Source organism: Micromonospora desertarenae, assembly GCF_056150265.1.
Genome location: NZ_JAXCFQ010000004.1, coordinates 378910 through 403422, shown reverse-complemented (window position 1 = coordinate 403422; position 24513 = coordinate 378910). Strand labels below are relative to the sequence as shown.

The 24513-nt window shown below is 72.7% G+C and carries 28 protein-coding genes and 1 pseudogene; 16 read left to right on the top strand and 13 right to left on the bottom strand.

From position 1 onward, the window contains the following. Positions 1–23: 23 nt before the first annotated feature. Together SM577_RS10650 and SM577_RS10645 are read right to left on the bottom strand one after the other, a co-directional pair. Complete coding sequence (locus tag SM577_RS10650) at positions 24–2627, bottom strand: NosD domain-containing protein (RefSeq protein ID WP_474586807.1); 2604 nt, start codon at positions 2625–2627, stop codon at positions 24–26. Between the two features lie 231 nt (positions 2628–2858). Further along, complete coding sequence (locus tag SM577_RS10645; RefSeq protein WP_474586806.1) at positions 2859–3068, bottom strand: GntR family transcriptional regulator; 210 nt, start codon at positions 3066–3068, stop codon at positions 2859–2861. Between the two features lie 390 nt (positions 3069–3458). On the opposite strand from SM577_RS10645, the gene SM577_RS10640 reads away from it, so the two are divergent. Then, positions 3459–3725, top strand: coding sequence for a DivIVA domain-containing protein (locus SM577_RS10640; RefSeq protein WP_474586872.1), 267 nt, complete (start codon positions 3459–3461; stop codon positions 3723–3725). Next, positions 3722–3967 carry a hypothetical protein gene (locus SM577_RS10635; protein WP_474586805.1) on the top strand — a complete coding sequence of 82 codons (246 nt, stop codon included), beginning with the start codon at positions 3722–3724 and terminating at the stop codon, positions 3965–3967. The genes SM577_RS10640 and SM577_RS10635 overlap by 4 nt, the downstream gene beginning before the upstream one ends. Positions 3968–4202: 235 nt before the next feature. Here SM577_RS10635 and SM577_RS10630 read toward each other — a convergent pair whose 3' ends face one another. Next, on the bottom strand, positions 4203–5165 hold the full coding sequence (locus tag SM577_RS10630) for a zinc metalloprotease (RefSeq protein WP_474586804.1): 963 nt from the start codon (positions 5163–5165) through the stop codon (positions 4203–4205). 265 nt (positions 5166–5430) lie between these two features. On the opposite strand from SM577_RS10630, the gene SM577_RS10625 reads away from it, so the two are divergent. Beyond that, complete coding sequence (locus SM577_RS10625; protein ID WP_302918533.1) at positions 5431–5556, top strand: hypothetical protein; 126 nt, start codon at positions 5431–5433, stop codon at positions 5554–5556. Between the two features lie 123 nt (positions 5557–5679). Here SM577_RS10625 and SM577_RS10620 read toward each other — a convergent pair whose 3' ends face one another. The 3 genes from SM577_RS10620 to SM577_RS10610 all read right to left on the bottom strand — a co-directional run bounded on the left by SM577_RS10620 (position 5680) and on the right by SM577_RS10610 (position 7967). After that, the gene (locus tag SM577_RS10620; protein WP_302918534.1) at positions 5680–6435 is read right to left on the bottom strand and encodes a TIGR03089 family protein; all 756 of its coding nucleotides are present in this window, start codon (positions 6433–6435) and stop codon (positions 5680–5682) included. 119 nt (positions 6436–6554) lie between these two features. Then, complete coding sequence (locus SM577_RS10615) at positions 6555–7442, bottom strand: hypothetical protein (protein WP_474586803.1); 888 nt, start codon at positions 7440–7442, stop codon at positions 6555–6557. 6 nt (positions 7443–7448) lie between these two features. Beyond that, positions 7449–7967: a SigE family RNA polymerase sigma factor gene (locus tag SM577_RS10610; protein ID WP_474582236.1), complete on the bottom strand. Its 519-nt coding sequence runs from the start codon at positions 7965–7967 to the stop codon at positions 7449–7451. A 160-nt stretch (positions 7968–8127) separates the two neighbouring features. On the opposite strand from SM577_RS10610, the gene SM577_RS10605 reads away from it, so the two are divergent. Both SM577_RS10605 and SM577_RS10600 read left to right on the top strand, forming a co-directional pair. Then, entirely contained in the window at positions 8128–9261 is a 1134-nt protein-coding gene (locus tag SM577_RS10605) for a hypothetical protein (protein ID WP_474586802.1), read from the top strand. Positions 9262–9394: 133 nt separating this feature from the next. Continuing rightward, the gene (locus SM577_RS10600) at positions 9395–10555 is read left to right on the top strand and encodes a hypothetical protein (RefSeq protein WP_474586801.1); all 1161 of its coding nucleotides are present in this window, start codon (positions 9395–9397) and stop codon (positions 10553–10555) included. A 63-nt stretch (positions 10556–10618) separates the two neighbouring features. Here the strand turns inward: SM577_RS10600 and SM577_RS10595 are convergent, their stop codons facing one another. Both SM577_RS10595 and SM577_RS10590 read right to left on the bottom strand, forming a co-directional pair. Beyond that, positions 10619–11482, bottom strand: a complete 864-nt coding sequence (locus SM577_RS10595; protein ID WP_474586800.1) for a GNAT family N-acetyltransferase — start codon at positions 11480–11482, stop codon at positions 10619–10621. Between the two features lie 169 nt (positions 11483–11651). Further along, a complete protein-coding gene (locus SM577_RS10590; protein ID WP_302918540.1) occupies positions 11652–12242 on the bottom strand; it encodes a TetR/AcrR family transcriptional regulator in 591 nt (196 codons plus the stop codon). An 87-nt stretch (positions 12243–12329) separates the two neighbouring features. Between SM577_RS10590 and SM577_RS10585 the strand changes: the two genes are divergently transcribed. Continuing rightward, positions 12330–12701: a DUF4267 domain-containing protein gene (locus tag SM577_RS10585; protein WP_474582232.1), complete on the top strand. Its 372-nt coding sequence runs from the start codon at positions 12330–12332 to the stop codon at positions 12699–12701. Between the two features lie 11 nt (positions 12702–12712). Here SM577_RS10585 and ligD (SM577_RS10580) read toward each other — a convergent pair whose 3' ends face one another. Beyond that, positions 12713–13627, bottom strand: a complete 915-nt coding sequence (ligD, locus tag SM577_RS10580) for a non-homologous end-joining DNA ligase (RefSeq protein WP_302918542.1) — start codon at positions 13625–13627, stop codon at positions 12713–12715. Further along, complete coding sequence (gene ligD / locus SM577_RS10575) at positions 13617–14558, bottom strand: non-homologous end-joining DNA ligase (protein ID WP_302918543.1); 942 nt, start codon at positions 14556–14558, stop codon at positions 13617–13619. Before ligD (SM577_RS10575) ends, ligD (SM577_RS10580) begins: the two co-directional genes overlap by 11 nt. Positions 14559–14643: 85 nt before the next feature. Here ligD (SM577_RS10575) and ku point away from each other — a divergent pair, with 85 nt between their 5' ends. After that, entirely contained in the window at positions 14644–15660 is a 1017-nt protein-coding gene (ku, locus tag SM577_RS10570) for a non-homologous end joining protein Ku (RefSeq protein ID WP_302918544.1), read from the top strand. A 15-nt stretch (positions 15661–15675) separates the two neighbouring features. Here the strand turns inward: ku and SM577_RS10565 are convergent, their stop codons facing one another. Then, positions 15676–16068, bottom strand: a complete 393-nt coding sequence (locus tag SM577_RS10565) for a PPOX class F420-dependent oxidoreductase (RefSeq protein WP_302918545.1) — start codon at positions 16066–16068, stop codon at positions 15676–15678. A gap of 109 nt (positions 16069–16177) precedes the next feature. On the opposite strand from SM577_RS10565, the gene SM577_RS10560 reads away from it, so the two are divergent. The 8 genes and pseudogenes from SM577_RS10560 to SM577_RS10525 all read left to right on the top strand — a co-directional run bounded on the left by SM577_RS10560 (position 16178) and on the right by SM577_RS10525 (position 21527). Beyond that, positions 16178–16570 carry a MerR family transcriptional regulator gene (locus SM577_RS10560; RefSeq protein WP_474586799.1) on the top strand — a complete coding sequence of 131 codons (393 nt, stop codon included), beginning with the start codon at positions 16178–16180 and terminating at the stop codon, positions 16568–16570. Next, positions 16540–16890: a thioredoxin family protein gene (locus tag SM577_RS10555; RefSeq protein ID WP_474586798.1), complete on the top strand. Its 351-nt coding sequence runs from the start codon at positions 16540–16542 to the stop codon at positions 16888–16890. Before SM577_RS10560 ends, SM577_RS10555 begins: the two co-directional genes overlap by 31 nt. 62 nt (positions 16891–16952) lie before the next feature. Beyond that, entirely contained in the window at positions 16953–17597 is a 645-nt protein-coding gene (locus SM577_RS10550; RefSeq protein WP_302918548.1) for a DUF4241 domain-containing protein, read from the top strand. A 130-nt stretch (positions 17598–17727) separates the two neighbouring features. Then, positions 17728–18404 (top strand): annotated as a pseudogene (locus SM577_RS10545) (FKBP-type peptidyl-prolyl cis-trans isomerase). A 146-nt stretch (positions 18405–18550) separates the two neighbouring features. Next, entirely contained in the window at positions 18551–19408 is an 858-nt protein-coding gene (locus SM577_RS10540; RefSeq protein ID WP_474586797.1) for an SCO6745 family protein, read from the top strand. Between the two features lie 38 nt (positions 19409–19446). After that, complete coding sequence (locus SM577_RS10535; RefSeq protein ID WP_302918550.1) at positions 19447–19707, top strand: YciI family protein; 261 nt, start codon at positions 19447–19449, stop codon at positions 19705–19707. Between the two features lie 26 nt (positions 19708–19733). After that, positions 19734–20387: an HAD family hydrolase gene (locus tag SM577_RS10530; RefSeq protein WP_474586796.1), complete on the top strand. Its 654-nt coding sequence runs from the start codon at positions 19734–19736 to the stop codon at positions 20385–20387. Positions 20388–20513: 126 nt separating this feature from the next. After that, positions 20514–21527: an NADPH:quinone reductase gene (locus tag SM577_RS10525; protein ID WP_474586795.1), complete on the top strand. Its 1014-nt coding sequence runs from the start codon at positions 20514–20516 to the stop codon at positions 21525–21527. A 7-nt stretch (positions 21528–21534) separates the two neighbouring features. On the opposite strand, the gene SM577_RS10520 is transcribed toward SM577_RS10525, so the two are convergent. Beyond that, positions 21535–21957 carry a DUF1801 domain-containing protein gene (locus SM577_RS10520; protein ID WP_302918554.1) on the bottom strand — a complete coding sequence of 141 codons (423 nt, stop codon included), beginning with the start codon at positions 21955–21957 and terminating at the stop codon, positions 21535–21537. 273 nt (positions 21958–22230) lie between these two features. Then, positions 22231–23880 (bottom strand): fatty acid--CoA ligase, encoded by a 1650-nt coding sequence (locus tag SM577_RS10515; protein ID WP_474586794.1) that lies wholly within the window; start codon positions 23878–23880, stop codon positions 22231–22233. 83 nt (positions 23881–23963) lie between these two features. Between SM577_RS10515 and SM577_RS10510 the strand changes: the two genes are divergently transcribed. Beyond that, complete coding sequence (locus SM577_RS10510) at positions 23964–24455, top strand: NUDIX domain-containing protein (protein ID WP_302918556.1); 492 nt, start codon at positions 23964–23966, stop codon at positions 24453–24455. Positions 24456–24513 lie beyond the last annotated feature (58 nt).

Here is a 24513-nt window from a genome sequence, read left to right as displayed (position 1 = left end):
GGGACGCGGCCGCTGCCGGACGGTCAGTACTGCGGGGTGATGAAGATGCCCGCCTGGTCGACGATCGCGTGGGTGGTGCCCGAGCTGCCGTTGTAGAGCTTCAACCCGCCACGGGTATCAACGATGGCGAGGTTAGACGCTGTCTCGCCCGGCACGAAGTTGACATTCGACGCCGTCGGGCGCGCCTCATTGCCCGGATGGGCGATGAGGAAGCCGGAGGCGGTCGGCTTGGTGACGGTCAGGTTCGCCACCACCGCGGCGGCGCTCACACAGCAGGCCAGATCGGCGACGTGCGGGCTGACGGTGACCGTCTCCCGCGGCTGAAGCGGCTTGGCGCCCCCGCGGTTGGGGAGGCCGGTGGCATCCCGGCTGTCGGCGATCCGCAGCGGCCCGTTCGGGACGTAGCTGAGCTGGCCGTCGGACCCGAAGTACCCGGCCAGGTCCGCGATTACGTGCGTGCTGCCGGGGCTCTGGTTGTGGATGCTCGCCTTGAGGTCCGTCACCGGCACGATCACCAGGTTCGGGATGGTCTGGCCGGTGACGAAGTTCAGGTTCGACGCGTTCGGCACCGGCGAACCGTGCGGGAAGAGCTTCAGCACGCCGTTGGCCTGCGGCGCGGTGACGGTGACGTTGAGGACGACGGCCGTGGCGCCCGGGGAGACCTTCCGGTCCAGATCGAGCGTCCGGGTGCTGTTCGGCGCAAGCGCGCCACCCTCGGTGCGGGTGTCCAGGACCCGCGTCGGCGTCTGGGTGGCGAAGCCCTGGCCGGTTTCCCCGTACCAGCCCTGCAGGTCAGCGACGACATGCACCGTGCCACTGCCACTGTTCCGGATCCTGATCTTTCCGTTGCTCATCGGGACGGTCACCAGGTTCGGCACCGTCTCCTTGGCCACGAAGTTGACGTTCGAGGCGCCGGGCAGGCTCGTGCCGTCGGGATAGACAGTGAGGAAGCCGGCGGCCGTCGGCTGGGTCACGGTGACGTTCAGCACCACCGCGCTGATGTCCGCCGCCGGTACCCCGCCGATGCTGTTGATCGGCAAAACCACCTCGGAGTTCGGCGCCACCGGGGTGGTGGTGTCCACGCCGATCGCGGACCGGGTGTCCAGCAGGCGGGCCGGCGCCACCGCCGTGTAGTGCGCCCCCAGCATCGTGCAGGGCTGGGAGGTGATGCCCTCCCCGGACCGGAAACCGTTCCAGCTGTCGTACACGAGCACACAGGAACTTCCCGCCCGGCGGAACCGGTGTTTCACGTCCAGGAACGGCCCGCCGACCCGCCAGAAGGGAAAGTCGTCGTGTCTGTAGGCGAAGGAGCCAACAGGTCCGTCGGTCGTCCACTGGGTCGAGGTGTGGGCCCGGAGCGTGGTGTCCAGCGGCCCGGCACCGACCGTCCTGCGGAGAGGTTCGACGGTCGTACCGTGCCCCCCGATCCTCTCGGCCGCGCCCCGGTCGTGGTAGCCATTGCCCGTGCCGGTGTTGGCCCTCGCCGGATCGTCAGCATGCGGGTTGCCCAGCAGGTCGGTGGCCGAAACGCCGCGCACGGTCGCGTCGGCCGAGTCGATGCCAGGAGAGCCCTGCTTTAGCGGCAGGTAACCGCGGTCACCGGCCGAGGTTAGGTCGAGCAGCGGGTCCGCGGCAATGTCGTTCGCGCCCTGCCCGGTGGCCGCCCGGAAGTCGTTCAGAGTCGGGTAGGTCGTCCCGGCCCAGGCGTAAGGGGCCCAGCCGGTGGTGGGGTCGATCAGATTGTGGTGGGCCGTCGTTTCCGGCACCGACTGGGGCGACACCACGACGGCCGTCTTGTCGACCGGCTGTGCACACACCCCCTGGTCGGCCAAGGGTTGAACAATGTTGTTAGCGATCACGGCGCTGGGTGAGGTGCCAGTGACGGCGATGCCGGGCCCGCAGAGGGCTCGGACGGTGTTGTTGGTGACGGTGGAACCGGGGGCGTCGGCGACGACCATGGTGCCGACCGGAAACTGGTTGGCAACCACCGTCGTGCCCGCCGCGCCCGCCTCAACGACCAGTCCCGGCTTGGCGAGATTCTTCACCCAGTTCCGGCTCACGGTCACGTTCTGGGACGCGCCAGTGACGCGTATGCCGGCCGGTGCGGACGCCTGATTGACGGCTGAACCATCGACGGTGACCCGGGTCGACGCATCGACAACAACTGCCGCATCCGCTCGGTCACCGTAGAGTGTGAAACCTTCGACGACCACGTCGTGCACCCGGCGTAGAGCGAAGATCGTTCCAGAGACGGCGGTGGTGTTGAACCGGCCCACCCGGACCATGCCGCCCCGAATGTTGACTGCTCGGAAGGTAATCGGTGCTGCCTCGGTGCCCGACCGGGTGAAGACGACCGTCTCCGGATACGTCCCTGGCTGCACCAGCACGGTCTGACCGGGCTGCACGACGGCTGCAGCCGCTGAGATCGTGCAGAAGGGTGCCTCTGCGCTGCCGTCACCGTCGGGCGTGCAGCTCGTCTTGCTGACGAACAGCTCCGACCCGGTGGACCCCGCCGAGGCCGGGCCCGGCGCGGGGGCCGCGACGGCGGCGGGAGCCCCCGGCCCGACCAGACCTGCGGCTCCGATCAGTGGTACGAGCGCGAACAGGGAACGGACGGCTTTCCTCATGAGCACCCCGTGAAGATCAATGAGTGACGTGCCGCGGCAGCGTACCCCGGTGGACGGGAGTGCGATGTCCGCCGATCGGCGCATCTCGGCGGGCTTCAGCCTCCGCGTCGGACCGGAGGCGTGGACCGCCGGCCGCAGCTCCGCACCGAAGGTGGGTGGCCTGGTAGGAACGACGTACGGGCCTCCCTGGCCGGGCGAAGAACGCCAAGCGGCAGGGTCTTGGCCAGCGGATTAGCGCCGTCTGGACTCCGCCACGAAGACGCCGCGACCAGGGCGGCCGACCAACACGCCCTGCTGTCGCAGCCGCGCCACCGCGCGGCTGATCGTGGACTGCGAGACGTCGTACTCATCTGCCAGCGCCCGTCCAGACGGCAGCTGAGACCCAGGCGGATACGTCCCGTCCTTGATCTTGCTCAGAAGATCGTCGAGCAGCTCGTCCATAGTGGGCGGAATAGGCACATCGGGCCCCTTGCAGTCGGTTGGCCCGCCCAGTATCGATCAACTCCTGCGGAACAGGCAACGCACGTAGCACTGGTGACATAGGTGGGTAGCTGACTCGGAGACGCGCTTGACATAGGTGACTCGGTGGCAATACCGTCGCTCTCGGTGATGCGGTGCCGCTGCGGTCGTTGGCGCCTCTCGTACCGGTCTCGCATCGCCGCCGAGACCTCACCCTCCGCGCTCTCCCGGCGCGGCCCTGCCGCCGCACCATCACACCCGAGGCGGCAGGGCGGGGGCGGTCTCCGCCGCCCGCAACCGGCGGAGGCCGCCCTCCACCGTCGATGCCGTTCCGACGAAGGGCAGTCCCCCGTGCGCAACCTGATCCGTCGGCTGACGCGCCGACGTGAGGAACCACGTCCGGCGGAAGATGTCCGCCCACCACAAGGAATCAGGCCCTGGCAGATCCGCGACCGGTGCTTCAACGTCCGTCGACGCGGCCTCGACCCGGTCGAGATCCGTGCCTTCCTGCACCAGGTGGCCGACGAACTCACCGTCGCGCAGACCGCCCTGGCCGCGGTGCAGGAGGAGAACGTACGGATCAAGAACGCGCTGCGCTCCTGGCAGAGCGCCCAGTCGGCGAACCACCGCTACCGATGAGCGACCGTTGGGTGATCCACCTGCCGGTGACCGCGCCGGACCTGCACCGCGCCCGGATCTTCGCCCGGTCCGCCGCGCGGTTGCTGGCCGGGCTCACCGCCCGGGTCGAGCCGGGCGGGGTCACCGTCTCGGCCGAGGACCAGCAGGGCGTACGCCACTGGGTCTTCTGCGACCGGCCACTGCCCGGCGGCGCGCGATGCACCCTGCCGGTCGACCACACCGCGCCCTGCGCCCGCCGGTGACGGCTCGGGTCACCAGATCGGCGATGTGGCGGTATCCCGGTGGCCTGGATGCCGCCACATCGGCGACATGGAGTGGATCAAGCCGGCGACGTCGAGCGGATCAAGCCGCCGGCATGGAGTGGAGCAGGCCGGCGGCGCGGAGTGGACCAGCCGGCGGCGTGGGGCGTATCAAGCCGGGCACGAGAAAGGGGTTGGCGGGCCGCCGAACGCCGGCCCGCCAACCCCCAACCGAGACCTACTTGCCGCCGCCGGCTCGGAAGGCGACCCAGGCGTCGCTCATCCGGTCCGCCTGACCCGGCGTGAACATGTTCATGCAGGAGTCCTGCGTGTAGTCCATGAAGTTGTGGATCGGGTCCAGCCCGGGAGCGGTGCAGGTGTCCGCGCCCACCGGGCAGTTGAACTGCGGCGCGGCCTCGCGCGGCGTGTCCGCGACGAAGTCGCCGGAGGCGGAGCAGCCGTGCGCGAAGGTGTGCTCCAGCATCAGCCAGTGCCCGACCTCGTGGGTCAGCGTGTCACCGAGGGCGTACTTGCCGGCCGTGCCGCCCGGCATCGACTCGTCGAGCATCACCACGCCGTCGATGTAGTCGCGGCCGTTGTTGTAGCCCTTCGGGAAGTACGCCCAGCCGAGCAGGCCGCCGCCGATGTTCGCCGCGTACACGTTCAGGGTGCGGGCGTCGCCGGTGTACAGCGCCTTCTTCATGTCCCGCTCGTTCTTGCCCGGCACCACGGTGTACCAGTCGCTGTTCACGGTCCAGGTGGTGTCGACCAGGTCGAACCGGAACGGCGTGTCGGAGGCGTCCGGCGCGGTGCTGCCCGAGAACGAGTCGTTGAGCACCTCCATCTGGTCCGCGATCATGGTGTTCCACCGGGCCGTCTCGGCCGCGGTGAGCGGGTGGTCGGAGATCATGTGGAAGACCGTCGGCACGGTGACGCTGCCGTTCGCCAGCCGCGGCGAATCCTTGATCACGCCGTACGCGTTCGCCTCGTTCTTCGAGTACAGCTCCGGCTCCTGGGCGGTGGCGCCCTCGGCTACCCGGGCCGCGCTGTGCCCGTGCCCATCCGGCTCGCACGCCTCGACACCCGGGGAGGCGGTCACGGGTGCGGCCGTGGCCACCGCCCCGGAGGCCCCACCGGCCGCCAGGAAGGTCGCAGCGGTAGCGGTGAGCACCGCCGCTCGGAAAGTTCGTCTCCTGTGCATCGTTGCACCTTTCAGGGGATGGAAAACGGTGCGGAACCGACGCGGGGTTGCCACGACCAGGTCGATGACGTCGTCGTCCCGGTATCAGACCACGTGGTTGCCGTGCGGCAACAGACCCTCAGCAGACGAAACGCCTGACCAACCCGGTGCGTCCGAGCAGCGGTCCGGCCGATGCTCGCGCATGGCCGCCGCCTCCGGGGGTACGCGAGCCGCGAGACCGGAACCGCCGTCTCCGATCTGGCGTAACCGGGAAGAGAGGCAACCGATGAAGGACAGAATCCTCCGAGGGCTGAAGAAGGGCACCAAGACCATCATGGTGCGCCGCCGGCGCGGAGACGCCATGATCAGCAAGCCGACCCGCTCCAGACGCCCCGGCCGACTGTTCCAGTGAGCCTTCCGCGCCCGGCCGCGTAAGGGACACGCGCTGTGCCGGCCGCCCGGCGGGCACGTGCTGTGCCGGCCGCGTGGCGGGCACGCGCTGTGCCGGCCACCGGACAGGTGGCGGCCGGTGGCGTCAGAGCACCCGGGTGACCTGCTCGGCGGCGATCCGCGCGTCCCGCCGGGCCGGGTCGAGGTTGGCGCAGACCACCACCGACGCGCCCACGCTCAGCGGGGCGAGCAGCCACTTCACCGGCTGCTCGTGCTCGGCGGCGTCGACCAGCAGCCGGTCGCCGGCGCGCAGGTCGAGCTGGTCGGCCAGGCTCAGGGCGAGCTGCCCCCACTCGTCGTAGCTGGTGCCGTCGGGGCTGGCCGGGTCCGTCGCGCGGATGGCGGCGTGGTCGGGCGGGGCGTCGGTGTGCCGCAGCACCTCGGCGGACCAGTCGAGCCAGCCCACCGGCACGTCGGCCAGCCGGCCCGGCCCGGTGCCGACCAGGTAGCGGTGGGTGCCGTCCGGCACGTCCTCCAGCCAGTCGTCGAGCCGTTCCGGGGTCACGAACACCGCGTCGTACGGCCGGTCGGCGCCCGGTTCGAGCACCGGCAGCCCGGCGGTGGCCCGCGGCCGGTACGACACCGCCAGCCCGGCCGCCCACGCGCCCAGCAGCACCGCCGCGGTACGCCAGTGCGGCGGCAGCAGCACCGCGACCCGGTCGCCGGGGCGCAGCCGGCAGCCGTCCCGCAGCAGGCCCGCGCTGCGCGCCGCCCAGTCGCCGAGCTGCGCCGCAGTCAGGTCGACCCGCTCGCCGGTCGCGTCGTCGCACCAGCTGAGCAGCGGACGGTCGGTCGTGCGCAGCGCCTCGGGCGCGACGGTGACGGGCGTACTGGCAGCCATCGGGCGCTCCTCCCTGCCGGTGCGTCCACCCTAACCACCGCCGGCCGTCCGGCCCGCCCCCGGACCGACCAGAGGTGCCCGCGACCGTCGGGTCGCGGGCATCCCGTCGCCGTACCGGGCTACTCCTTGACCTTGGCCACGTCGGTCGGGCGCTTCACCGTCACCTCGACGCCGTAGTCGAAGATTTCCAGGGTCGCGTTGGCCGTGCCGGTGTCGAGCCGGCCCTTCGCCGTGGACTGCCACGTGCTGCTGAGCACCACCGTGGCGATCCGCCCGTCGGCGTCGAGAGTGATGTCGCCGGACGTGCTGGTCGACCCGTCGCGGTACTGCGTGCCGTACTGGAAGTGCAGCGTGCCGTCCGGGTTCTCGCTGATCGTCGCGTTCGCGCCTTTCAGCGCCCTGAGCAGGGCCGCCGGGTCGGGTGCGGCGGCACCCAGCACGCCGCTGCCGTCGTCGTACAGCGACAGCCGGTCGTACGTGCCGGGGTACTGGCCGTACCGGCCGTACGTCTCGCCCGGGCCGGTCTTGTCGGCCGGCAGCTCGCCCTGCGGTCGTTCCCCGCCCACGTACCGGGTGCCGTTGATCAGCAACTCGGTCATCACCGAGTCGTCCTGCGGCGCGCGGACGTACCCGGTGCGGGTCTTCGGGTCGAACGCGCCCTCGTACGTCAGCCCTCCGACGTAGCTCAGCCGCATGCGGTAGCTGATGTTCTCGCTGGCGGTGACCGCCGCGACCAGCTTCATCTGCGGCGAGACCGGGGCCGGCCGGGGCGCCTCCTGCGCGGCGGTGCCGGCCGGGCGGCCCGTCCCCGGCAGCGTCGCCACGGTCGCCGCCGTGCCGATCCCCAGCGCCAGCAGCGCGCAGGTCGCGCCGACCATCGTCGTGGTCCGGCGCCGCCGGGCCCGCCGGCCCCGGTCGAGCAGCACCCCCACCGGGGGTACGGAGTCCGGCTCGCCGTCGACCATGTCGTGCATCCGGTGGGCGAGGCGCTCGTCGAGCGTGTCCATCACTGATCACCTGCTTACCTGGTAGGTGGGTTCATCGAGAAGGTGGCGGAGCTTGTCCAACGCCCGGGCGTTCTGGCTCTTGACAGTGCCGAGCGTGCAGCCGAGCACCCGGGCGACCTCGCGCTCGGTCAGGTCCTCGTAGTGGCGGAGCACCACGACCGCGCGCTGCCGGGCCGGTAGCGACATCAGCGCCCGGCGCAGCACGTCCGCGTCCGGGTCGAGGTCACCGGCCGGGGCGGCCCGGTCGGGCACCTCCCCGACGAGGTTCTCCCGGCGACTGCGCCGCCAGCCGGACGTGTTGTTGTTGACCAGGGCCCGGCGCAGGTACGCGTGCGGGTCGTCGAGCCGGGACAGCCGGCGCCACCGCTCGTACACCTTGACCAGGCTGTCCTGCAGCAGCTCCTCGGCCCGCCACCGGTCGCCGGTGAGCAGCATGGCCAGCCGGATGTGGCGTTGCCAGGCCACCTCGACGAACGCCACGTACGACCGGTCCGCACTGGAGAGCCGTTCTGTTTGGTCGGTCACGCCCCTAACACGTGGCGGTGCCGCAGAAGGTTGTCAGCGTTTCTCCGCGCCGGTGCGTCGACTTTGGTTACCACCCGGCCGGCCCGGTGGCCGTATCGGCGGGCCGGGTGGCCAGGGCAGGGTGCGGGTGGTCCCCACCGCAACGCCGCGAGGAGTGCCGATGCCGGCCGAGCGTCACCCCGACCGCCTTCCCCTGCGTCGCCGGCTGTTGCCGGCCGTGGCGCTGCTGCTGCTCGCGCCCTGGACCGCCGAGTGCTCCTGGGGCGGCTTCACCGCCGACGAGTTCCTGGTGGTGGTGCTCGTGCTCGCCCCGATGTACGGCGGGGCGGCGCTGCTGATCCGGGAGACCGCCCGGCGCCTGGGCGCGGGCTGGCCGGCGATCGTGCTGCTCGCCGCCGCGTTCGGGGTGGTCCAGGCCGGTGTGGTCGACCAGTCGCTGTTCAACCCCGACTTCCTGGACGACACCGAGTTCGCCGACACGCAGGCCGCCGCCGAGGCCACCCGGGTACCGGTGCTCGGCTTCAGCGCCCGGCAAGTGGTCGACTACGTGGGCAACCACGTGCTGCTGAGCATCTGCGCGCCGATCGCGCTGGTCGAGTCGTACCTCGGGGCGGGCCGGCGGCTGCGGCCCTGGCTGGGTTGGCCGGGTCTCGCCGTGGTCGCGCTGCTCTACCTGGCCGGCAGCGTGCTGATCTTCTCCGACACGCGCGGCAGTGCGGGCTTCCTGGCCAGCCCGGTCCAGCTGGGCTTCGCCGGCACGCTGGCCCTCACGCTGGTCGGCGCGGCCCTGCTGCCCCGCTGGCGGCGCCGCCCCCGCCGCACCGACATGCCCGGCTGGCACACACGGCCGCCCACGCCCGTCCACGCGCCGCAGCCGGCCGGCGCTCCGCCGAAGCTGGTCGAGGCGCCAATGGCCACGCCGTCGCCGGGCGCCGGGCGGGCACCGCGACCGGTCCTGGTGGCGCTGCTGGGGCTGGTCGGCTATTCCAGCCTGGGACTGGTGCCCGGCTGGCCCGGGATCGCCGTCGCGGCCGCGGTCGCCGCCGTCGCCGGCGGATTGGTGGCCCGCTGGTCCGGCCGGGCCGGCTGGGGGCAGCGGCACGTGCTGGCCGCCGCCTCGGCCAGCCTGGTCGTCGCGGCCGGGTTCGCGTACGCCGTGCCGACCTACGCCCCGGCGACGCCGGCGGCGGCCCTGGCCGGCGACGTGGCGATCAGCGTCATCACGCTCAGCCTGGTCGGCGGCGCCTGGTGGCGGCTGCGCCGGCCTGCCGACGGTCCCGTGGTCGCCCGCTGACGCTCCCGGTGCCGCCGGCCGGGAGGAGGGCCGGGGCGCGGTCGGCGGCGGGGATCCATTGACCGCGGTTGCCAGAATCGGGCCGCACCCCGGCGGTCGGCCCGCCGGGCCGGCTGGTTCTGGGAGGTCCGGGATGCTGGGGTCACGGGAACGGGGCGCAACGGGGCGGCGGTGGCGTACCGGCGCGGCGGTGGTGCTGGCGGCGGTACTGCTCGGCTCGGCGGCCCGGGTGGCGCCGGCCGCCGCGGATCCGCTGCCCGTGCTCAACCCGACCGTCACCGCCACGGTCTGGGCCAACTCGCCGACCACCGCCGAGTACCGGATCACCGGCGGCTACAGCGCCAACTCCGCCGAAGGCGACATCGTCGTGCGGCGGACCGGCACCGGGGCGTACACGGTGACGCTGGAGGGGGCGGCGACCACCGGCGGGGTGGCACACGCGGTGGCGTACGGCGGCGGGCCGGTGCACTGCACGGTCGCCGGCTGGTACCGCAGCCTGGTCGGCCCGGACCTGCTGATCCAGGTGCGCTGCTTCGCGGCGACCGGTGCGCCGGTGGACAGCCGGTTCGTGGCCACCTTCACCAACCGCAAGCAGATCCACCAGGGCCGGCTGGCCTGGTTCGTCACCGACCAGGCGGTGCCGACCGGGCTGCGTACGCTGCCCGCCACCTACCGGTACGACTCCACCGGCGGCGAGGTCCGGTACGAGCGGCTGGGCACCGGCCGTTACCAGATCCACGTGAACCCGAACCCGCCCAGCGAACTCGGGCACCCGTACTTCCCGATGACCCACGTCACCGCGCTCGGCACCAGCGCGGTGAACTGCCAGATCTCCTGGCCGGACCACTGGCAGGTGCGCTGCGCCAACGCGGCGGGCACCCCGGTCGACGCCCGCTTCGTGGTCACCTACGGCGTCCGCGTCGACCTGCTGGGCCACTCGACCGGCCCGCGCTTCGCCAGCGGCACGCTCTACGGCGAGGAGGCGAGCGGCGGGGTGATCAGCGGCGACTCGTACAACTCGGTGCTGGCCGACTACGGCGGCGCCCACGGCACGCTGCTGGGCACCGGCCGCTACGAGATGACCTTCCGGGGCACCGGCGCGGCGTACGGCACCGCCTTCGTCAACGCGCACGCGCCGCACTTCGACAGCCAGCCCACCCGCGGTCACTGTGTGCTCGCTGGTTGGGGTCGGGTGGGCGCGGACACGGTCGTCCGGGTCAACTGCTACGCCTGGCTCGGCGTGCCGGCGAACCTGAACGCGCGGATCTCGTACACCACCTGGCCGGCGGCCTGACGAGTCGGCCGGCTGACCCGGGCCCGGCCCGGGCGGCGTGCGGGCGGGCCGCCCGCCCGGTGGTCAGCGGCGAGGGAGCAGGTAGCGGGCCCGCCGGCCGGCGTCGGCGAACCCGAGCCGCCGGTACAGCCCCGCCGCCGGGTTGTTGTCGTTGACGCAGAGCCAGACCTCCCGCGCCCCGTCGCGGGCGAGGCCGCGCAGCGCACAGGCCACCAGGTACGCCCCGACTCGCCGCCCCCGCCACCCGGGCACCACACCCACCTGGTCGACCCAGTTGTCGATGACGTTGACGAAGCCGACGGCGGCACCGTCGGGACCGCGCGCGACGAGCGACAGGTCCCGCCGGTACTCGTCGTCCTCTCCCAGCTCACCCAGCCACTCGTCGGCGGTGGGCGAGGCGAAGCCGGGCCGGTCGGCGAACGACGCCCGGTAGGTCTCGAACAGCTCGGCGTCGAGCGTCACGGGCTCGGTGGTCACGCCGTCGGGGCGAGCGACATCGGGAAGGGAACCGAGGTCGTGCCGCTGCACCCACTCGGTGAACGTCCGCTCGAAGCCGTGCGCCGTGAACAGGGCTTCCGCGCCCGCGCTCCACGTCTCGGTGGTCACCAGCAGGTCGGCGTCGCCCGCCTGCTCGCCCGCCCAGCTCAGCAGCCGCCCGCCGAGGCCCCGCCCCCGCCAGGCCGGGTGCACCAGGCCGGTGCTGGTGGCCGGCCGTCCGCCCAGGCCGACCGCCACGGCCGCGACCAGGCCACCGTCGTGCCAGGCGCCGAGGGTACGGGACTGAAGCAGCCGCGCCCGCACCAACGGCGTACGGGCGAACAGCGGCAGCCCGCCGTCGACGCCCAGGCACGCCTCGGCCAGCCGGGTCAGCTCCGGCAGGTGGTCCTCACCGAACTCTTTCCAGGTCAACCCGCCTGTCCCGGCCATCCCCACCCCTGTCGTCAACGCCCACCGACCGACCGCCAACCATCCGTCAACCGGTGAAGGCCCGGCAGGCAGTAGGCACCGCGCCCCTGGTGGGTGTCAAACAGATTCCACCGCATACCCGCCTCGGAGCGTCAGCGCATGGCGACCTCGAAGCAGAGCGCCTCGTGGATCACGACGTCGACGTGCCTGGCGGGGCGAACCGGTCGACCAGCAGGGCCAGCCGTCGCTCGTGTTCCTCCCGCCGGAGCCGGCCGTTGCGCATCAGCGTGACCAGCCCGTGCAGCCCACTCCAGAAGGTCTCGGTGAACGTCTCCAGGTCGTCGTCACCGGCGAAGGGGCGCAGCGTCTCGGCCAGCTCGGCGAAGGCCCGGGCCAACTCGACCGGGGTGTCCTGGCTGGCGAAGGAGAGGTCGACGGGGAGGGTGAATATCGCGTCGTAGAGCGCGGGCCGGCGTTCGGCGAACGCGGCGTACGCCGTGGCGATGCCGGCCACCGCGTGCCGCGGGTCGGTCGCGGCGGCCCGGGCGGCGGCGAGTTCGACGGCCAGATCGCCGCAGCCTTCCACGGCGACGGCCGCCATGATGGCGTCCTTGCCCTTGAAGTGGCTGTAGAGGACGGGCTGGCTGTATTCGATCTCGGCGGCGAGCCGGCGGGTGGTGACGGCGTCCCAGCCCTCCGACTCGGCCAGCTCCCGGGCGGCGGCGATGATCGCCCGCTCCCGCTCAGCCCGCTCCCGCTCGCGCCGCGCCTGAGTTGACATTCCGGAACTCTAGCACCGCTAGCCATTCTGTCGACGCTCTGCTAGCGTCGCTCTCGTATCTAGCACTGCTAGCACTCGGAGTCAGCCATGCTCAGCGCCATCGCCTACGGGCTCGCCGTCGTCCTCAGCCTCTTCTGTGTGCTCATCGGCGCGCGGTTCCTCCTCGCGCCCCAGGCTTCCGCCGCCGGCTACGGGGTCCCGGCCAAACCGGGCGGGGACGCCGCCTACCTGACGATCAAGGGCGTGCGCGACCTCACCTACGGCCTGCTGGGCCTCGCGCTGATCGCCTTCGCCAGCGCCGACGCCGTCGCCTGGTACATGCTGATCGTCGCGATCATCCCGTTGGCGGACACCCTCATCGTGCTGCGGCACGGCGGCGCGAAGGCCGTCGCCTTCGGCATCCACTTCGCCACCGCCGTGGTCATCCTGCTCGACGCCGTCCTGCTCTTCGCCCGCTGAGCCGGCCGCCGTCAGGCGTCGGGGAGTTCGGGCCCGCCCTCCAGCAGCGGGGCCAACAGGTCGCCGGACTTCTCCACCCGCTTGAGCACCTCGGCGGAGGTGTAGGGGCGGGTGGCGGGACGCTTGCCGGCCGCACCGGCGGCGACCTCGTCCCAGGTCAACGGCGTGGACACCGACGGCACCGCCTGGGCGCGCAGCGAGTACGGCGCCACCGTGGTCTTGGCCGCGTTGTTCTGGCTCCAGTCGATGAAGACCTTCCCCGGCCGCAGGTTCTTCGCCATCTTCGACACGATCAGCTTCGGATGGGCCCGCTCCAGCTCCTGGGCGATCCGCTTGGCGTAACCGGAGACGACGTCGGCGTCCTGGGCGCCGGCGATCGGGCAGCAGAGCTGCATGCCCTTCTTGCCCGACGTCTTGGGATAGGACGAGATGCCGTCGGAGGCCAGCCGGTCGCGCATCAGCAGCGCCACCTCGCAGCACTGCTGCAGCGCCGCCGGTGCGCCCGGGTCCAGGTCGACGACCATCATGTCCGGGTGCTCGCCGATCTTCCACTGCGGCGTGTGCAGCTCCAGCGCGGCCAGGTTGGCCAGCCAGACCAGGGTGGGCAGGTCGTCGGCGACCACGTAGTCGATGGTCTCCCGGCCCTTGGTCGACCCGGGCGCGGGCAGCGTCTCCACCCGTACCCAGTCGGGGGTCGAGGCCGGCTTGTTCTTCTCGAAGAAGGACTTGTCGTCCACCCCGTTGGGGAAGCGGATCCGGGTCAGCGCCCGGTCGCTCAGGTGCGGCAGGAGCACCGGGGCGATCCGGGTGTAGTAGTCGATCACCTCGCCCTTGGTGAACCCGGCCGCCGGATAGAGCACCTTGTCCAGGTTGGACAGCTCCAGCGGGCGGCCCTCGACGTCCACCCGGAGCCGGTCAGCCGGCATCGTCGACCTCCTCGGCGGGCTTGTCCGGTCGCAGCCGGAGCACCCGGGGGAACCGCAGTCGCCCGTCCGGGGTGCGCTGGCCGTACTTCACCTCCACCACGACCCGGGGTGTTACCCAGATCGCTCCCCGGGCATCCTCGCGCGGCACGTCTCCGGCGAACGGCGACGCGCCGGTGCGCAGCGGCTCCAGCTCACGCAGCAGTTCCCGCTCCAGGGCCGCGCCGATGCCACCGCCGACCCGGCCCCGGTAGGTGAGCCGGCCGGCCGGGCCGGGCACCCCGACCAGCAGGCCGCCGATCCGGCGGGCGCCCGGCCGCCAGCCACCCACCACGAAGTCGCCGGTGACCTCCAGCTTGACCTTCACCCAGTCCGGCGAGCGCACCCCCGGCCGGTAGACCGAGTCGACCCGCTTGGCCATCACCCCCTCCAGGCCGTGCTCGCCGGCGGCCTCGTAGGTGGCCGGGCCGTCGAGGAAGAGCGGCGACACCGCCCACCGCGCGCCGCCCAGCATCAGGCCGTCCAGGGCCTCCCGGCGGCGGGCGTACGGCCAGCCGGTCAGGTCCTCGCCGTCGAGCCGGAGCAGGTCGAAGATCATGTACGTGACCGGCATGACCGCCGCCAGCCGGGCGGCCTTGTTCCGGTCGCGGACGTGCATCCGCTCGGCGAGCGCGGTGAACGAGGGCTGGCCGGTCTCGCCGAGCAGCACCACCTCGCCGTCGAGCAGCGCGTCGTCCACCTGGGTACGCAGGGTGGCCAGCTCCGGGTACGCGACCGTGATCTCCACGCCGGAGCGGGCGTAGAGCTGCTGGCGCCCGCCGGAGATGTCGGCCAGGGCGCGGACCCCGTCCCACTTGAACTCGTACGCCCAGCCGTCACCCGCCGGGAGCTGCCCGGTCATCGCGAGCATCGGCTTGAGCGGTGCGCCGGGCACCTCATGACTGTAGTTGCCGGCCGAAGCGCTCGCGCCCGCTTCGATCATTTGCGATCCTGGGCTGTACCGGGGAGAGGAGCACGGGATGCGAGCCATCTGGAAGGGTGCCGTCTCGTTCGGGCTGGTCTCGATCGCGGTGAAGCTCTACTCGGCCACCGAGGAGAAGGACATCCGGTTCCACCAGGTGCACCGGGAAGACGGCGGCCGGATCCGCTACAAGCGCACCTGTCAGATCTGCGGCGAAGAGGTCAGCTACGACGACATCGCCAAGGGCTACGACATCGGCGGCGGCGAGATGGTGATCCTCACCGACGAGGACTTCGCCGAGCTGCCGCTGAGCACCTCGCACGCGATCGACGTGCTGGAGTTCGTGCCGGCCGAGCAGGTCGACCCGATCCTCTACAACAAGGCCTACTTCCTGGAGCCGGACGGCGCGGCGACCAAGCCGTACGTGCTGCTGCGCGACGCGCTGACCGACTCCGAGCGGGTGGCCATCGTCAAGGTGGCGCTGCGCCAGCGGGAACAGCTCGCCACGCTGCGGGTCCGCGAGGGCGTGCTGCTGCTCAACACCATGCTCTGGCCGGACGAGATCCGTAAGCCCGACTTCGGCTTCCTCGACGAGGACCTGAAGGTCCGGCCGCCGGAGCTGGCGATGGCCAGTTCGCTGATCGACTCGATGGCCGGGGACTTCCACCCGGACGAGTTCACCGACGACTACCGGGCCGCGTTGCAGGAGGTCATCGACGCCAAGGTGGAGGGCCGCGAGGTGGTCCAGCCGGAGGAGGTCGAGGAGGCCCCGGCGGCGGCGGTGGACCTGATGGCCGCGCTCAAGGCGTCCGTGGAGCGGGCCAAGGCGGCCCGGGGCGAGGCGCCGGCCCGGGGCGGCGGCGCGGAGCCGACCCCGATCTCGGCGGCCCGTTCGGCGAAGAAGGCGGCCGAGAAGAAGACCGCCAAGGCGCCGGCCAAGAAGACCGCCGAGAAGAAGGCGGCCCCCAAGAAGGCGGCGGAGAAGAAGGCCGCGCCGAAGAAGACCGCCGCGGCGGAGAAGAAGACCGGGGCCAAGAAGGCCGCCCCGAAGAAGGCCGCCCGCAAGACCGCCTGACCCCGGTCCCCCGCGTCAGCCCCGGCCGAGCTTCTGCGTGGGGGTGATCCGCACGATCACCCGCTCCTCCCCGACCTGCCGGAACGGGTAACGGTCCTGGCCGAGGTACTTCTGCGCCATCCGGTCGATGTGCTCGTCGGCCCCCTCCTCGACCAGCTCGGCCGTGCCCTTCACCCACAGCGTGCGGAAGTCGTTGGCCTTGTCCGCCACGGAGATCGCGACCTCCGGGTTGCGCCGGATGTTCTCGTACTTGACCCGGCCCTTGGCCGTGTTGAACAGGATGTGCTCGCCGTCGGTGTCCACCCAGACCGGGGTCACGTGCGGCGAGCCGTCGGCCTCGACGGTGGCGACGTGGGCCAGCTGTGGTTCGGCGAGCAGGGCAAGGTCTTCGTCGGTGAGGATCGCCATGGTCGGAATCTACCGGCGGAACCGCCCGGGTGCCCGGCATCCGACGTTGCCTTGACGTCGGCGGCAAGGTCTAGCGTGGGCCGCGACGCCACCGGCGAGGGAGGGTCGGATGCTGATCGGCGAGTTGGCTGAGCGCGCCGGCACGAGCACGCGCGCGCTGCGCTACTACGAGACGCACGGGCTGGTCCGGCCGGGCCGCTCGGCGAACGGCTACCCGGTCTACGACGAGGCCGAGCTGGCCGTCGTACGGGAGATCCGGTCGCTGCTCGCGGTGGGCTTCGGCCTCGACGACATCCGGCCGTTCGTCGCCTGCCTGCGGGCCGGCAACAGCTCCGGCCACGTCTGCCCCGACTCGGTGGCGGTGCTGCGTCGCAAGCTGGCCGAGGTCGACGCCGGCATCGACCGGTTGCGGACGGTCCGGCAGGGGCTGCGGGAGCAGCTCGCCCACGCCATCGCCCAACGGGAGGAAACATGCCTGAGGTTGCGCAGAGCGGCTCGCTGACCACTGTCACCGACGCCACCTTCCACTCCGCCGTACTCGCCGCCGACCGGCCGGTGGTGGTCGACTTCTGGGCCGACTGGTGCCCGCCGTGCCGGGCCATCTCCCGCAGCCTGGCGGAACTGGCCGTCGAGTTCGCCGGCCGGCTGGACATCACCACGATCAACTCGGACGAGAACCCGGAGACCACCCGCCGGTACCGGGTGCTGTCCCTGCCCACCCTGCTGGTGTTCGACCGGGGTGAGCTGGTCGGCTCCATCGTCGGGGCGCGCCCGAAGAACCACCTGCGGTCGGCCCTGGGCCGGCACGTCGGCGACGCCTGACGGGGGTGTCGGCCGGGCCGGTTACGCTCCGCCGGCCGACACCGCCCCCGGAAGGACCGTCCATGCCGTACGTCCCCGACCTGCACCGGCTGCTGACCCCCGGCGCCCGCTACGCCGACGAGCACGGTGCGTACGTCATCCAGGCGCACCCGGTCGACGACGTCGTGCTCCCCACCGGCCAGGTGGTCGGCTGCGACCCGCTGGTCTGCCCGGAGGCCGAACCGTTCACCGTCACCGTGCCGCCCGGCCGCTACCCGGCCCGGGCCTGGGTGGCGGCGGTGCTGCGCGACGGCGCGGAGGCGGACCGGCGGGTGGCCGCGCTGGAGCTGGTGGTGCACGACGAGCCGGCGGTGCGCTGGGAGCTGGCGCTGGTCGGCGACCAGGACGTCAGCACCCTCGACGACGACGGCTACTTCGGCTTCGGGGTGGACGCCGGCATGGCCACGCTGGCCGATCCGACCGCCCTGGAGGTGCTGTCGGGGTGGGACTACGACCAGGTCGAGGAGGTGTTCATCCCGGCCGAGTATCCCGAGACCCCGGTGCCCGGGCTGATCACGGCCGTGCTCGACGAGGCGTCCGGCGCCAACGTGGTGACCGTCTCCTCGGGCTGGGGTGACGGCTGCTACGGCACCTGGATCGGGCGCGCCGCGGACGGCCGGGTCACCTCGTTCGTGACCGACTTCATGGTGGTCCCCGACCCGGACTGAGCCGCGCGCCGCCGGCCCGCGCCGCGGCGGTTCGTGCCGGCCCGGCACCGGCGTCCGTTCCGGCCGGGCGGATGCGGCACGGTGGGCGTCCGGCCGGGTACCGTGTGCGTCGGCTTTCCCCCCGGCAGCGATGCCGGCCACCACCTCGCAGCAGGGAGTCGACGAGTGAGCGAAGGCACGCAGAACCGGTCGAAGTCGGAGCGGCGGCTGGCCGCCCAGTTGGCGGCGCAGAAGGCCGCCGAGGCGAAGCGGCGCCGGCAGGCGTGGCTCGGCGGGCTGGCCGGTCTCGCCGTGGTGGCGGTGCTGATCACCGTCTTCGTGATCGTCGGCCAGGGCGACGACGACCCGGCCCAGCCGGCGGCCGGCAGCCCGTCGGCCTCCGCCCCGGCGGACGACGCGGCGGCCCCCGCCGCCCCGCAGCTGCCGGAGGGCGCCGATCCGGCGCTGAAGACCAAGCCGGCGGTGAGCCCGGGCAAGGGCGAGCTGACCAAGCTCACCGTGACCCCGCTGATCAAGGGCACCGGCCCGGCCGTGCAGGCGGGCCAGACCATCACCACGAACTACGTGGGCGTGTTCTACTCCGACGGCAAGGAGTTCGACTCGTCGTGGGAGGGCGGCCAGCCGGCCAGCTTCGCGATCGGCGTCGGGCAGGTCATCAAGGGCTGGGACCAGGGCCTGGTCGGGGTGACCGTGGGCAGCCGGGTGCAGCTGGACATCCCGGCCGAGCTGGCGTACGGCAACGACTCCTCCGGCGGCCGCCCGGCCGGCCCGCTGCGCTTCGTCGTGGACGTGCTCGCCGCGCAGTGACCCGACCGGTACGCCCGGCTTGTCACCCGGGATCGATGCAGTTGCCCACACAGGGCTTCCGAGCCGTCACCGGACGGCAGTAGGTTCAGCGTCACCCCGGGCGGCCCGCCGCCCGGGGTGACGACGGACCGGACGTGGAGGGGCCCGTGACGGACGACCCGGGGCGGACCGCCCGACTGTTGTGGACGCACTTCGAGCCGGTGCACGCGATCACCTACTTCCACCCGCGGGCCCGCGCCGCGTACGAGGCGGTCGGGTTGCGCGGCTATTGGCGGGGCTACTTCGCCGGTCGGGCCGCCCCGCTGGGCCCGACCGACGCCGCCCCGGTGATCGCGGCGTTCTTCAGCTTCGCCCCGCACATGGTCGCCCGGGCGCTGCCGGCCGTCTGGCGGCTGGCCACCCCGGCGGAGGCGCTGCGCGCCCGGCTCACCGGCGCGGTGCAGGCGCTCGCCGAACTCACCTACGAGCTGCCCGAGTCGCACCTGGCCGAGGCCGCCGACCTGCTCGAGGAGGCGGCCGGCACGCTGGAGCCCGCCGGCCGGGTGCTCGGCGCGGCCAACGCCGCCCTGCCCGCCGGCGAGTACCCGCTGGCCCGGCTCTGGCAGGCCGCCACCACGCTGCGCGAGCACCGCGGCGACGGGCACATCGCCGCGCTGGTCGCCGCCGACCTCGACCCGGTCGAGACGCTGGCCTGGCGGGTGGCGGTCGACCTGGCCCCGAAGAACCTGCTCGGCCGGGGCTGGTCGGAGAAGCAGTGGGCGGCGGCCCGCGAGCGGCTGGCCGAGCGGGGCTGGCTCACCCCCGACGGCGAGCCGACCGAGCGCGGCCGGGCCGGGTTCCAGGCCGTCGAGGACGCCACCGACGCCGCCGCGGCCCGCCCCTGGCGCGTGCTCGGCCCGGACCGTACCGACCGGCTGCGCGAACTGCTCGACCCGATCGCCCGCGCCGGGCACACGGTGATCCCGCCGGACAGCCCCATCGGCCTCCCCGCGCTACCGGCCTGACCCAGGCGGCTGTGCCGGGTGCGCCTATCGTGCCCCACATGTGGATCGTGGAACTCGCCTTCACCGACGCGCCGGAACGGCTCGCCGCCCGTCCGGCGCACCGGCAGTTGCTGACCGCCCTGCACGCCGAGGGGATCGTCCGGATGTCCGGCCCGCTGGCCGACGACTCCGGCGCGGTGCTCGTCTTCGACGTGCCCGACCGGGCGGCGCTGGACCGGCTGCTCGCGCGGGACCCGTACTACTCGACGCCGGGGGTGCGGATCGTCGGGGCGCGGGAGTGGGCGCCCTTCCTCACCTGAGGCGGCCGGTCGGGCAGGATGGGCACGTGGTGGATGCGGTGGTCTTCGACCTGGACGGCGTGATCGTGGATTCCGAGCCGGTCTGGGAGGAGGTCCGGCGGGCGTACGTGGCGGAGCACGGCGGGACGTGGCAGGCCGACACCCAGCGCCGGCTGATGGGGATGAGCACCGGCGAGTGGTCCCGCTACCTGAGCGCGGAGCTGGGCGTCGGGCGGAGCCCCGAGCAGGTCGCCAGCGAGGTCGTGGAGGAGATGACCCGGCGCTACGGGGCCCGCGTACCCGTCATCGACGACGCCCCGGAGGTGGTGCGCCGGCTGGCCGCGCGGTGGCCGCTCGGCCTGGCCAGCTCGTCACCGACCCGGCTGATCGCGGCGGCGCTGGCCGCCACCGGCCTGACCGACGCGTTCCGGGCCACCCTGTCGACCGAGGAGACCGAGCGGGGCAAGCCGGCGCCCGACGTCTACCTGGCCGTGGCGGAGCGGCTCGGCGTCGACCCGGCCCGCTGCGTCGCGGTCGAGGACTCCTCCAACGGGGTGCGTTCGGCGGCCGCCGCCGGGATGGCCGTGGTGGCGATCCCGCACGGGGCGTACCCGCTGGACGACGACGCGGCCCGGCTGGCCGCCGTGGTGCTCGGCTCGGTCGACGAGTTGACGGCGGAGACCGTGGCCCGGCTCGGCTGACCGGTCCCTCCCCCGCACTGTCCGGTTGTACGGTTTGCGGGGCGGCCGGCATGAGCGCGATCCGGTCGGGTACCGCAGCCGACGGCGCGAGCCCGGCAGCGGGCGTTCGCGGGTGAGGAGACGGCGATGAAGGCGATCGTGTACGAGCGCACCGGCGACGTCTCGGTGCTGCAACTGGTGGACCGGCCGGTGCCGGAGCCGGGGCCGGGCGAGGTGCTGGTGCGGGTGGCCGTCTCCGGGGTGAACCCGACGGACTGGAAGGCCCGCCGGCAGTGGCCGCTGCCGGCCGGCTGGCAGACCCCCGGGCAGGACGGCGCCGGGGTGATCGAGGCGGTCGGCGAGGGGGTCGACCAGGAGCTGATCGGCGAGCGGGTCTGGCTCTGGGAGGCCGCCTGGCAGCGGCCCTGGGGCACCGCCGCCGAGTACACGGTGGTCCCGGTGCGGCAGGCGGTACGCCTCGGCGACGCCTCCTTCGACCTGGGCGCCTGCCTGGGCATCCCGTTCCTCACCGCGCACCGCTGCCTGACCGCCGGCGAGTACATGCCGGACAAGCTGCACGCCGGCGCGCTCAGCGACCACACCGTGCTGGTGCAGGGCGGGGCGGGCGCGGTCGGCAACGCGGCCATCCAGCTCGCCCGCTGGGCCGACGCCTGCGTCGTCGCCACCGTCAGCAGCGCGGAGAAGGCGCAGTTGGCGGCAGCGGCCGGGGCCTCCTTCGTGGTCAACTACAAGGAGCAGGACGTGGTCGAGGAGGTCCGCAAGATCGCCCCCGACGGGGTGCACACCATCGTCGAGGTCTCCGCCGCGCGCAACGCCGCCACCGACGTCCAGCTGCTGCGCAACGGTGGCGCGGTCTGCGTGTACGCCGACGACGGCGGCGCCGAGGTCACCCTGCCGATCCGGCCGTTGATGATGCCGAACGCGCGCTGGCAGTTCGTGCTCGTCTACACCGAGCCGAAGGCCGCCAAGGCGCAGGCCGTCCGGGACGTCGCCGCGGCGGCGGCCCAGGGCGGGATCCGGGTCGGCGAGGAGGCCGGCCTGCCGCTGCACCACCACCCGCTCTCGGCCACCCAGGCGGCGCACCGGGCGGTGGAGAACTCGGTGGTGGGCAAGGTGCTGATCACCACCAGCGAACAGTGACGGCGGGTCAGCCGGCGGGGTCGCCGGAGTGGGCCTGGGCGGCCGCCGCGCGCACCAGTTCGGTGAGCACCTCGACGTCGACGTCGGCGAGCCGCTTGACGTAGAGGCAGCCCTTGCCGACGGTGTGCCGGCCGAGCCGGGCCAGCAGCTCCGGCTTGCCCGGGAAGTCCTCCGGCAGGTAGAGCGTGGTTGCCGCCTTGCGCGGCGAGAAGCCGACCAGGAACCAGTCCAGCTCGCGCCCGGTGGCGTAGCGCAGCCGCCGCCGGCCGAAGCCGACGATGCTGTCGCCCCACATGGTCGGCGGCTCGCCGGTGACCTCCCGCATGAGGTCGCGCACCGCCGTCGCGTCGCTCCGGCGCGCCTCGTCGGGCACGGCGGCCAGGAAGTCGTCGACGCTCGCGCCGGTGGGGGCGGTCTTGAGGGTGGCCATGGACGCCTCCTGGGCTGCGGTCGACCGGTGGACGCCCGGATCGTACGAGGGCGCCCTGACAGGACCGCCGTCAAGCCCGTGAGCTGCGGAAATCCGAACCTATTTCGTCGTTCCGCAGGACAGAGGCGAACAAGTTTCGCAAGAATGACGGTGCGGGTCGCCCCGCATGGAACGGGCGGCCCCGGCGCGGTGCGAACGCCGGGGCCGCCCCTGGGGAGGGATGTCTCTCAGGAGTGTGTCCCTACCCAAGAGGCGACACTGCCCGAGAAAACGTTACGGCGCTGCCAGTTCCCGGACATCCAGGTCGCCCTCGGCGTAGCGGGACCGGACCACCTTCTTGTCGAACTTGCCGACGCTGGTCTTCGGCACCGCGTCCACGAAGGCCCAGCGCTCCGGCAACTGCCAGCGGGCCACCGACCGGCCGAGGAAGTCGCGCAGCTCCTCCACCGTGACGCTGGCCCCCTCGCGCACCACCACGGTGGCCAGCGGGCGCTCGTCCCAGCGCTGGTCCGGCACGCCCACCACGCAGGCCTCCAGCACCGCCGGGTGGGCCATCAGGGCGTTCTCCAACTCGACCGAGGAAATCCACTCGCCGCCCGACTTGATCACGTCCTTGGCCCGGTCGGTGAGGGTGATGAAACCGTCGGCCGACAGGGTGCCGACGTCCCCGGTACGCAGCCAGCCGTCGCGGAACTTCTCCTCGTCGGGGGCGTCGTCCCCGACGTACCGGGCGGTCACCCACGGCCCCCGGACCTCCAGCTCGCCCACGGAGCTGCCGTCGGCGGGCAGCGGCTCGCCCAGCGGGCCGACGATCCGCGCCTGCACGCCGGCCGGCACCCGGCCCTGGGTGTAGCGGTAGCGCCAGGCCTCGTCGCCGGTCGCCCCGGCGGGTGGCCGGGAGACCGAGCCGAGCGGGGACATCTCGGTCATCCCCCAGGCGTGGATGACCTCGATGCCGTGCCGGTCGGCGAACGCGTGCATCAGCGCCGGCGGGCAGGCCGAGCCGCCCACGATGACCTCCTTGAGCGAGGAGGTGTCCACGTCGTGGCTGTCCAGGTGGGCCAGCAGGTCGGTCCAGATGGTCGGCACCGCGCCGGCCAGGGTGGGCCGCTCGGCGGCGATCATCTCGGCGATCGGCGCGGCCTGGAGGAACCGGTCCGGCATGATCAGCGACGCGCCGGAGAGGAACGCCGCGTACGGCAGCCCCCAGGACATCGCGTGGAACATCGGCACGATAGCCAGTTCCCGGTCGGTCGGGCCGAGCCCGAAACCCTCCGGCATGCAGACCTGGAGCGAGTGCAGGTAGATGGAGCGGTGCGAGTAGGCCACGCCCTTCGGGTTGCCGGTGGTGCCGGAGGTGTAGCAGAGCGCCGCGGCGTCCCGCTCGTCGACCTCGGGCCAGTCGTACGTCTCGGGCCGGCCGGCCAGCAACTCGTCCCAGTGGTGCACGGTGATCCGGTCACCGGCCGCGGCGACCAGCGGCGCCGGGTCGCCGCCGCCGACCACCACCACGTGCCGCACCGTGGTCAGCTCGCCGATCACCCGGGCCAGCAGCGGGATCAGCGTGCTGTCGACCAGCACCACCTTGTCCTCGGCGTGGTTGGCGATGTAGGCGACCTGGTCGGGGAAGAGCCGGATGTTGAGGGTGTGCAGCACCGCGCCCATGCTGGGCACCGCGAAGTAGGCGACCAGGTGCTCGTTGTTGTTCCACATGAACGTGCCGACCCGCTCGTCGCCCGTCACGCCGCACTCGTCGCGCAGCGCGTGGGCCAGCCGGGCGGCCGTCCTGCCGACCTCGGCGTACGTCATCCGGCGGGGTTCGGCGCCGGTCCAGGTGACCACCTCGGCCGTGCCGTGCACGGTGGAGCCGTGGTCGAGGATCCGGGAGACCTGGAGAGGGGCGTCCATCATCGTGCTACGCATGGGTAACAAGCTAGTGTCGCCGGTCACACCTTGGGAACCCTGGAAAACCCGTCCGGCCTCGGCCTGCCCCGTAAATTGTCCGGGTGAGCATCTCCTGGGCTGATTCGTACGTCGGGCAGCTCCGCGCCCTGGCCGGTGACCGGACGCTGATGTTCGTCGGCGCCCGCGCGGTGGTGCGCGACAACGCCGGACGGGTGCTGCTGATCCGCCGCTCGGACAACGGCCAGTGGGCGATGCCCGCCGGCGCGATGGAGCTGGGCGAGTCGATCGCCGACTGCGCGGTCCGCGAGGTGCGCGAGGAGACCGGGCTGCGGGCGCTGCGGGTCAGCGCGTTCGCCCTCTACACCGGCCCGGACCGCACCCACACCAACATGTACGGCCACACGTACCAGATCTTCACCACCGCGTTCCGGGTGGAGGAGTGGGACGGCCAGCTCGCCCGGGTGACCGACGAGACGATCGACGCCGGCTTCTTCCGCCGCGACCAGCTACCCGCCCCGATCTCCGCCAGCGTCCCGGAGACCCTCGCCGACCTCGACGTCTTCGAGCAGACCAACCGCCTGATCCTGAAGTGACCGCCGCGGCGTGAGGGGACCGCCGCGGCGTGAGGGGACCGCCGCGGCGTGAGGGGAC

Excerpts from the sequence above, each read along its gene's own strand:
- SM577_RS10650 (WP_474586807.1), bottom strand. The coding sequence starts at position 2,627 with ATGAGGAAAGCCGTCCGTTCCCTGTTCGCGCTCGTACCACTGATCGGA.
- SM577_RS10645 (WP_474586806.1), bottom strand. The coding sequence starts at position 3,068 with ATGGACGAGCTGCTCGACGATCTTCTGAGCAAGATCAAGGACGGGACG.
- SM577_RS10635 (WP_474586805.1), top strand. The coding sequence starts at position 3,722 with ATGAGCGACCGTTGGGTGATCCACCTGCCGGTGACCGCGCCGGACCTG.
- SM577_RS10630 (WP_474586804.1), bottom strand. The coding sequence starts at position 5,165 with ATGCACAGGAGACGAACTTTCCGAGCGGCGGTGCTCACCGCTACCGCT.
- SM577_RS10625 (WP_302918533.1), top strand. The coding sequence starts at position 5,431 with ATGAAGGACAGAATCCTCCGAGGGCTGAAGAAGGGCACCAAGACCATC.
- SM577_RS10620 (WP_302918534.1), bottom strand. The coding sequence starts at position 6,435 with ATGGCTGCCAGTACGCCCGTCACCGTCGCGCCCGAGGCGCTGCGCACG.
- SM577_RS10615 (WP_474586803.1), bottom strand. The coding sequence starts at position 7,442 with ATGGACACGCTCGACGAGCGCCTCGCCCACCGGATGCACGACATGGTC.
- SM577_RS10605 (WP_474586802.1), top strand. The coding sequence starts at position 8,128 with ATGCCGGCCGAGCGTCACCCCGACCGCCTTCCCCTGCGTCGCCGGCTG.
- SM577_RS10600 (WP_474586801.1), top strand. The coding sequence starts at position 9,395 with ATGCTGGGGTCACGGGAACGGGGCGCAACGGGGCGGCGGTGGCGTACC.
- SM577_RS10595 (WP_474586800.1), bottom strand. The coding sequence starts at position 11,482 with ATGGCCGGGACAGGCGGGTTGACCTGGAAAGAGTTCGGTGAGGACCAC.
- SM577_RS10590 (WP_302918540.1), bottom strand. The coding sequence starts at position 12,242 with ATGTCAACTCAGGCGCGGCGCGAGCGGGAGCGGGCTGAGCGGGAGCGG.
- SM577_RS10585 (WP_474582232.1), top strand. The coding sequence starts at position 12,330 with ATGCTCAGCGCCATCGCCTACGGGCTCGCCGTCGTCCTCAGCCTCTTC.
- ligD (WP_302918542.1), bottom strand. The coding sequence starts at position 13,627 with ATGCCGGCTGACCGGCTCCGGGTGGACGTCGAGGGCCGCCCGCTGGAG.
- ku (WP_302918544.1), top strand. The coding sequence starts at position 14,644 with ATGCGAGCCATCTGGAAGGGTGCCGTCTCGTTCGGGCTGGTCTCGATC.
- SM577_RS10565 (WP_302918545.1), bottom strand. The coding sequence starts at position 16,068 with ATGGCGATCCTCACCGACGAAGACCTTGCCCTGCTCGCCGAACCACAG.
- SM577_RS10560 (WP_474586799.1), top strand. The coding sequence starts at position 16,178 with ATGCTGATCGGCGAGTTGGCTGAGCGCGCCGGCACGAGCACGCGCGCG.
- SM577_RS10555 (WP_474586798.1), top strand. The coding sequence starts at position 16,540 with ATGCCTGAGGTTGCGCAGAGCGGCTCGCTGACCACTGTCACCGACGCC.
- SM577_RS10550 (WP_302918548.1), top strand. The coding sequence starts at position 16,953 with ATGCCGTACGTCCCCGACCTGCACCGGCTGCTGACCCCCGGCGCCCGC.
- SM577_RS10535 (WP_302918550.1), top strand. The coding sequence starts at position 19,447 with ATGTGGATCGTGGAACTCGCCTTCACCGACGCGCCGGAACGGCTCGCC.
- SM577_RS10525 (WP_474586795.1), top strand. The coding sequence starts at position 20,514 with ATGAAGGCGATCGTGTACGAGCGCACCGGCGACGTCTCGGTGCTGCAA.
- SM577_RS10520 (WP_302918554.1), bottom strand. The coding sequence starts at position 21,957 with ATGGCCACCCTCAAGACCGCCCCCACCGGCGCGAGCGTCGACGACTTC.
- SM577_RS10515 (WP_474586794.1), bottom strand. The coding sequence starts at position 23,880 with ATGCGTAGCACGATGATGGACGCCCCTCTCCAGGTCTCCCGGATCCTC.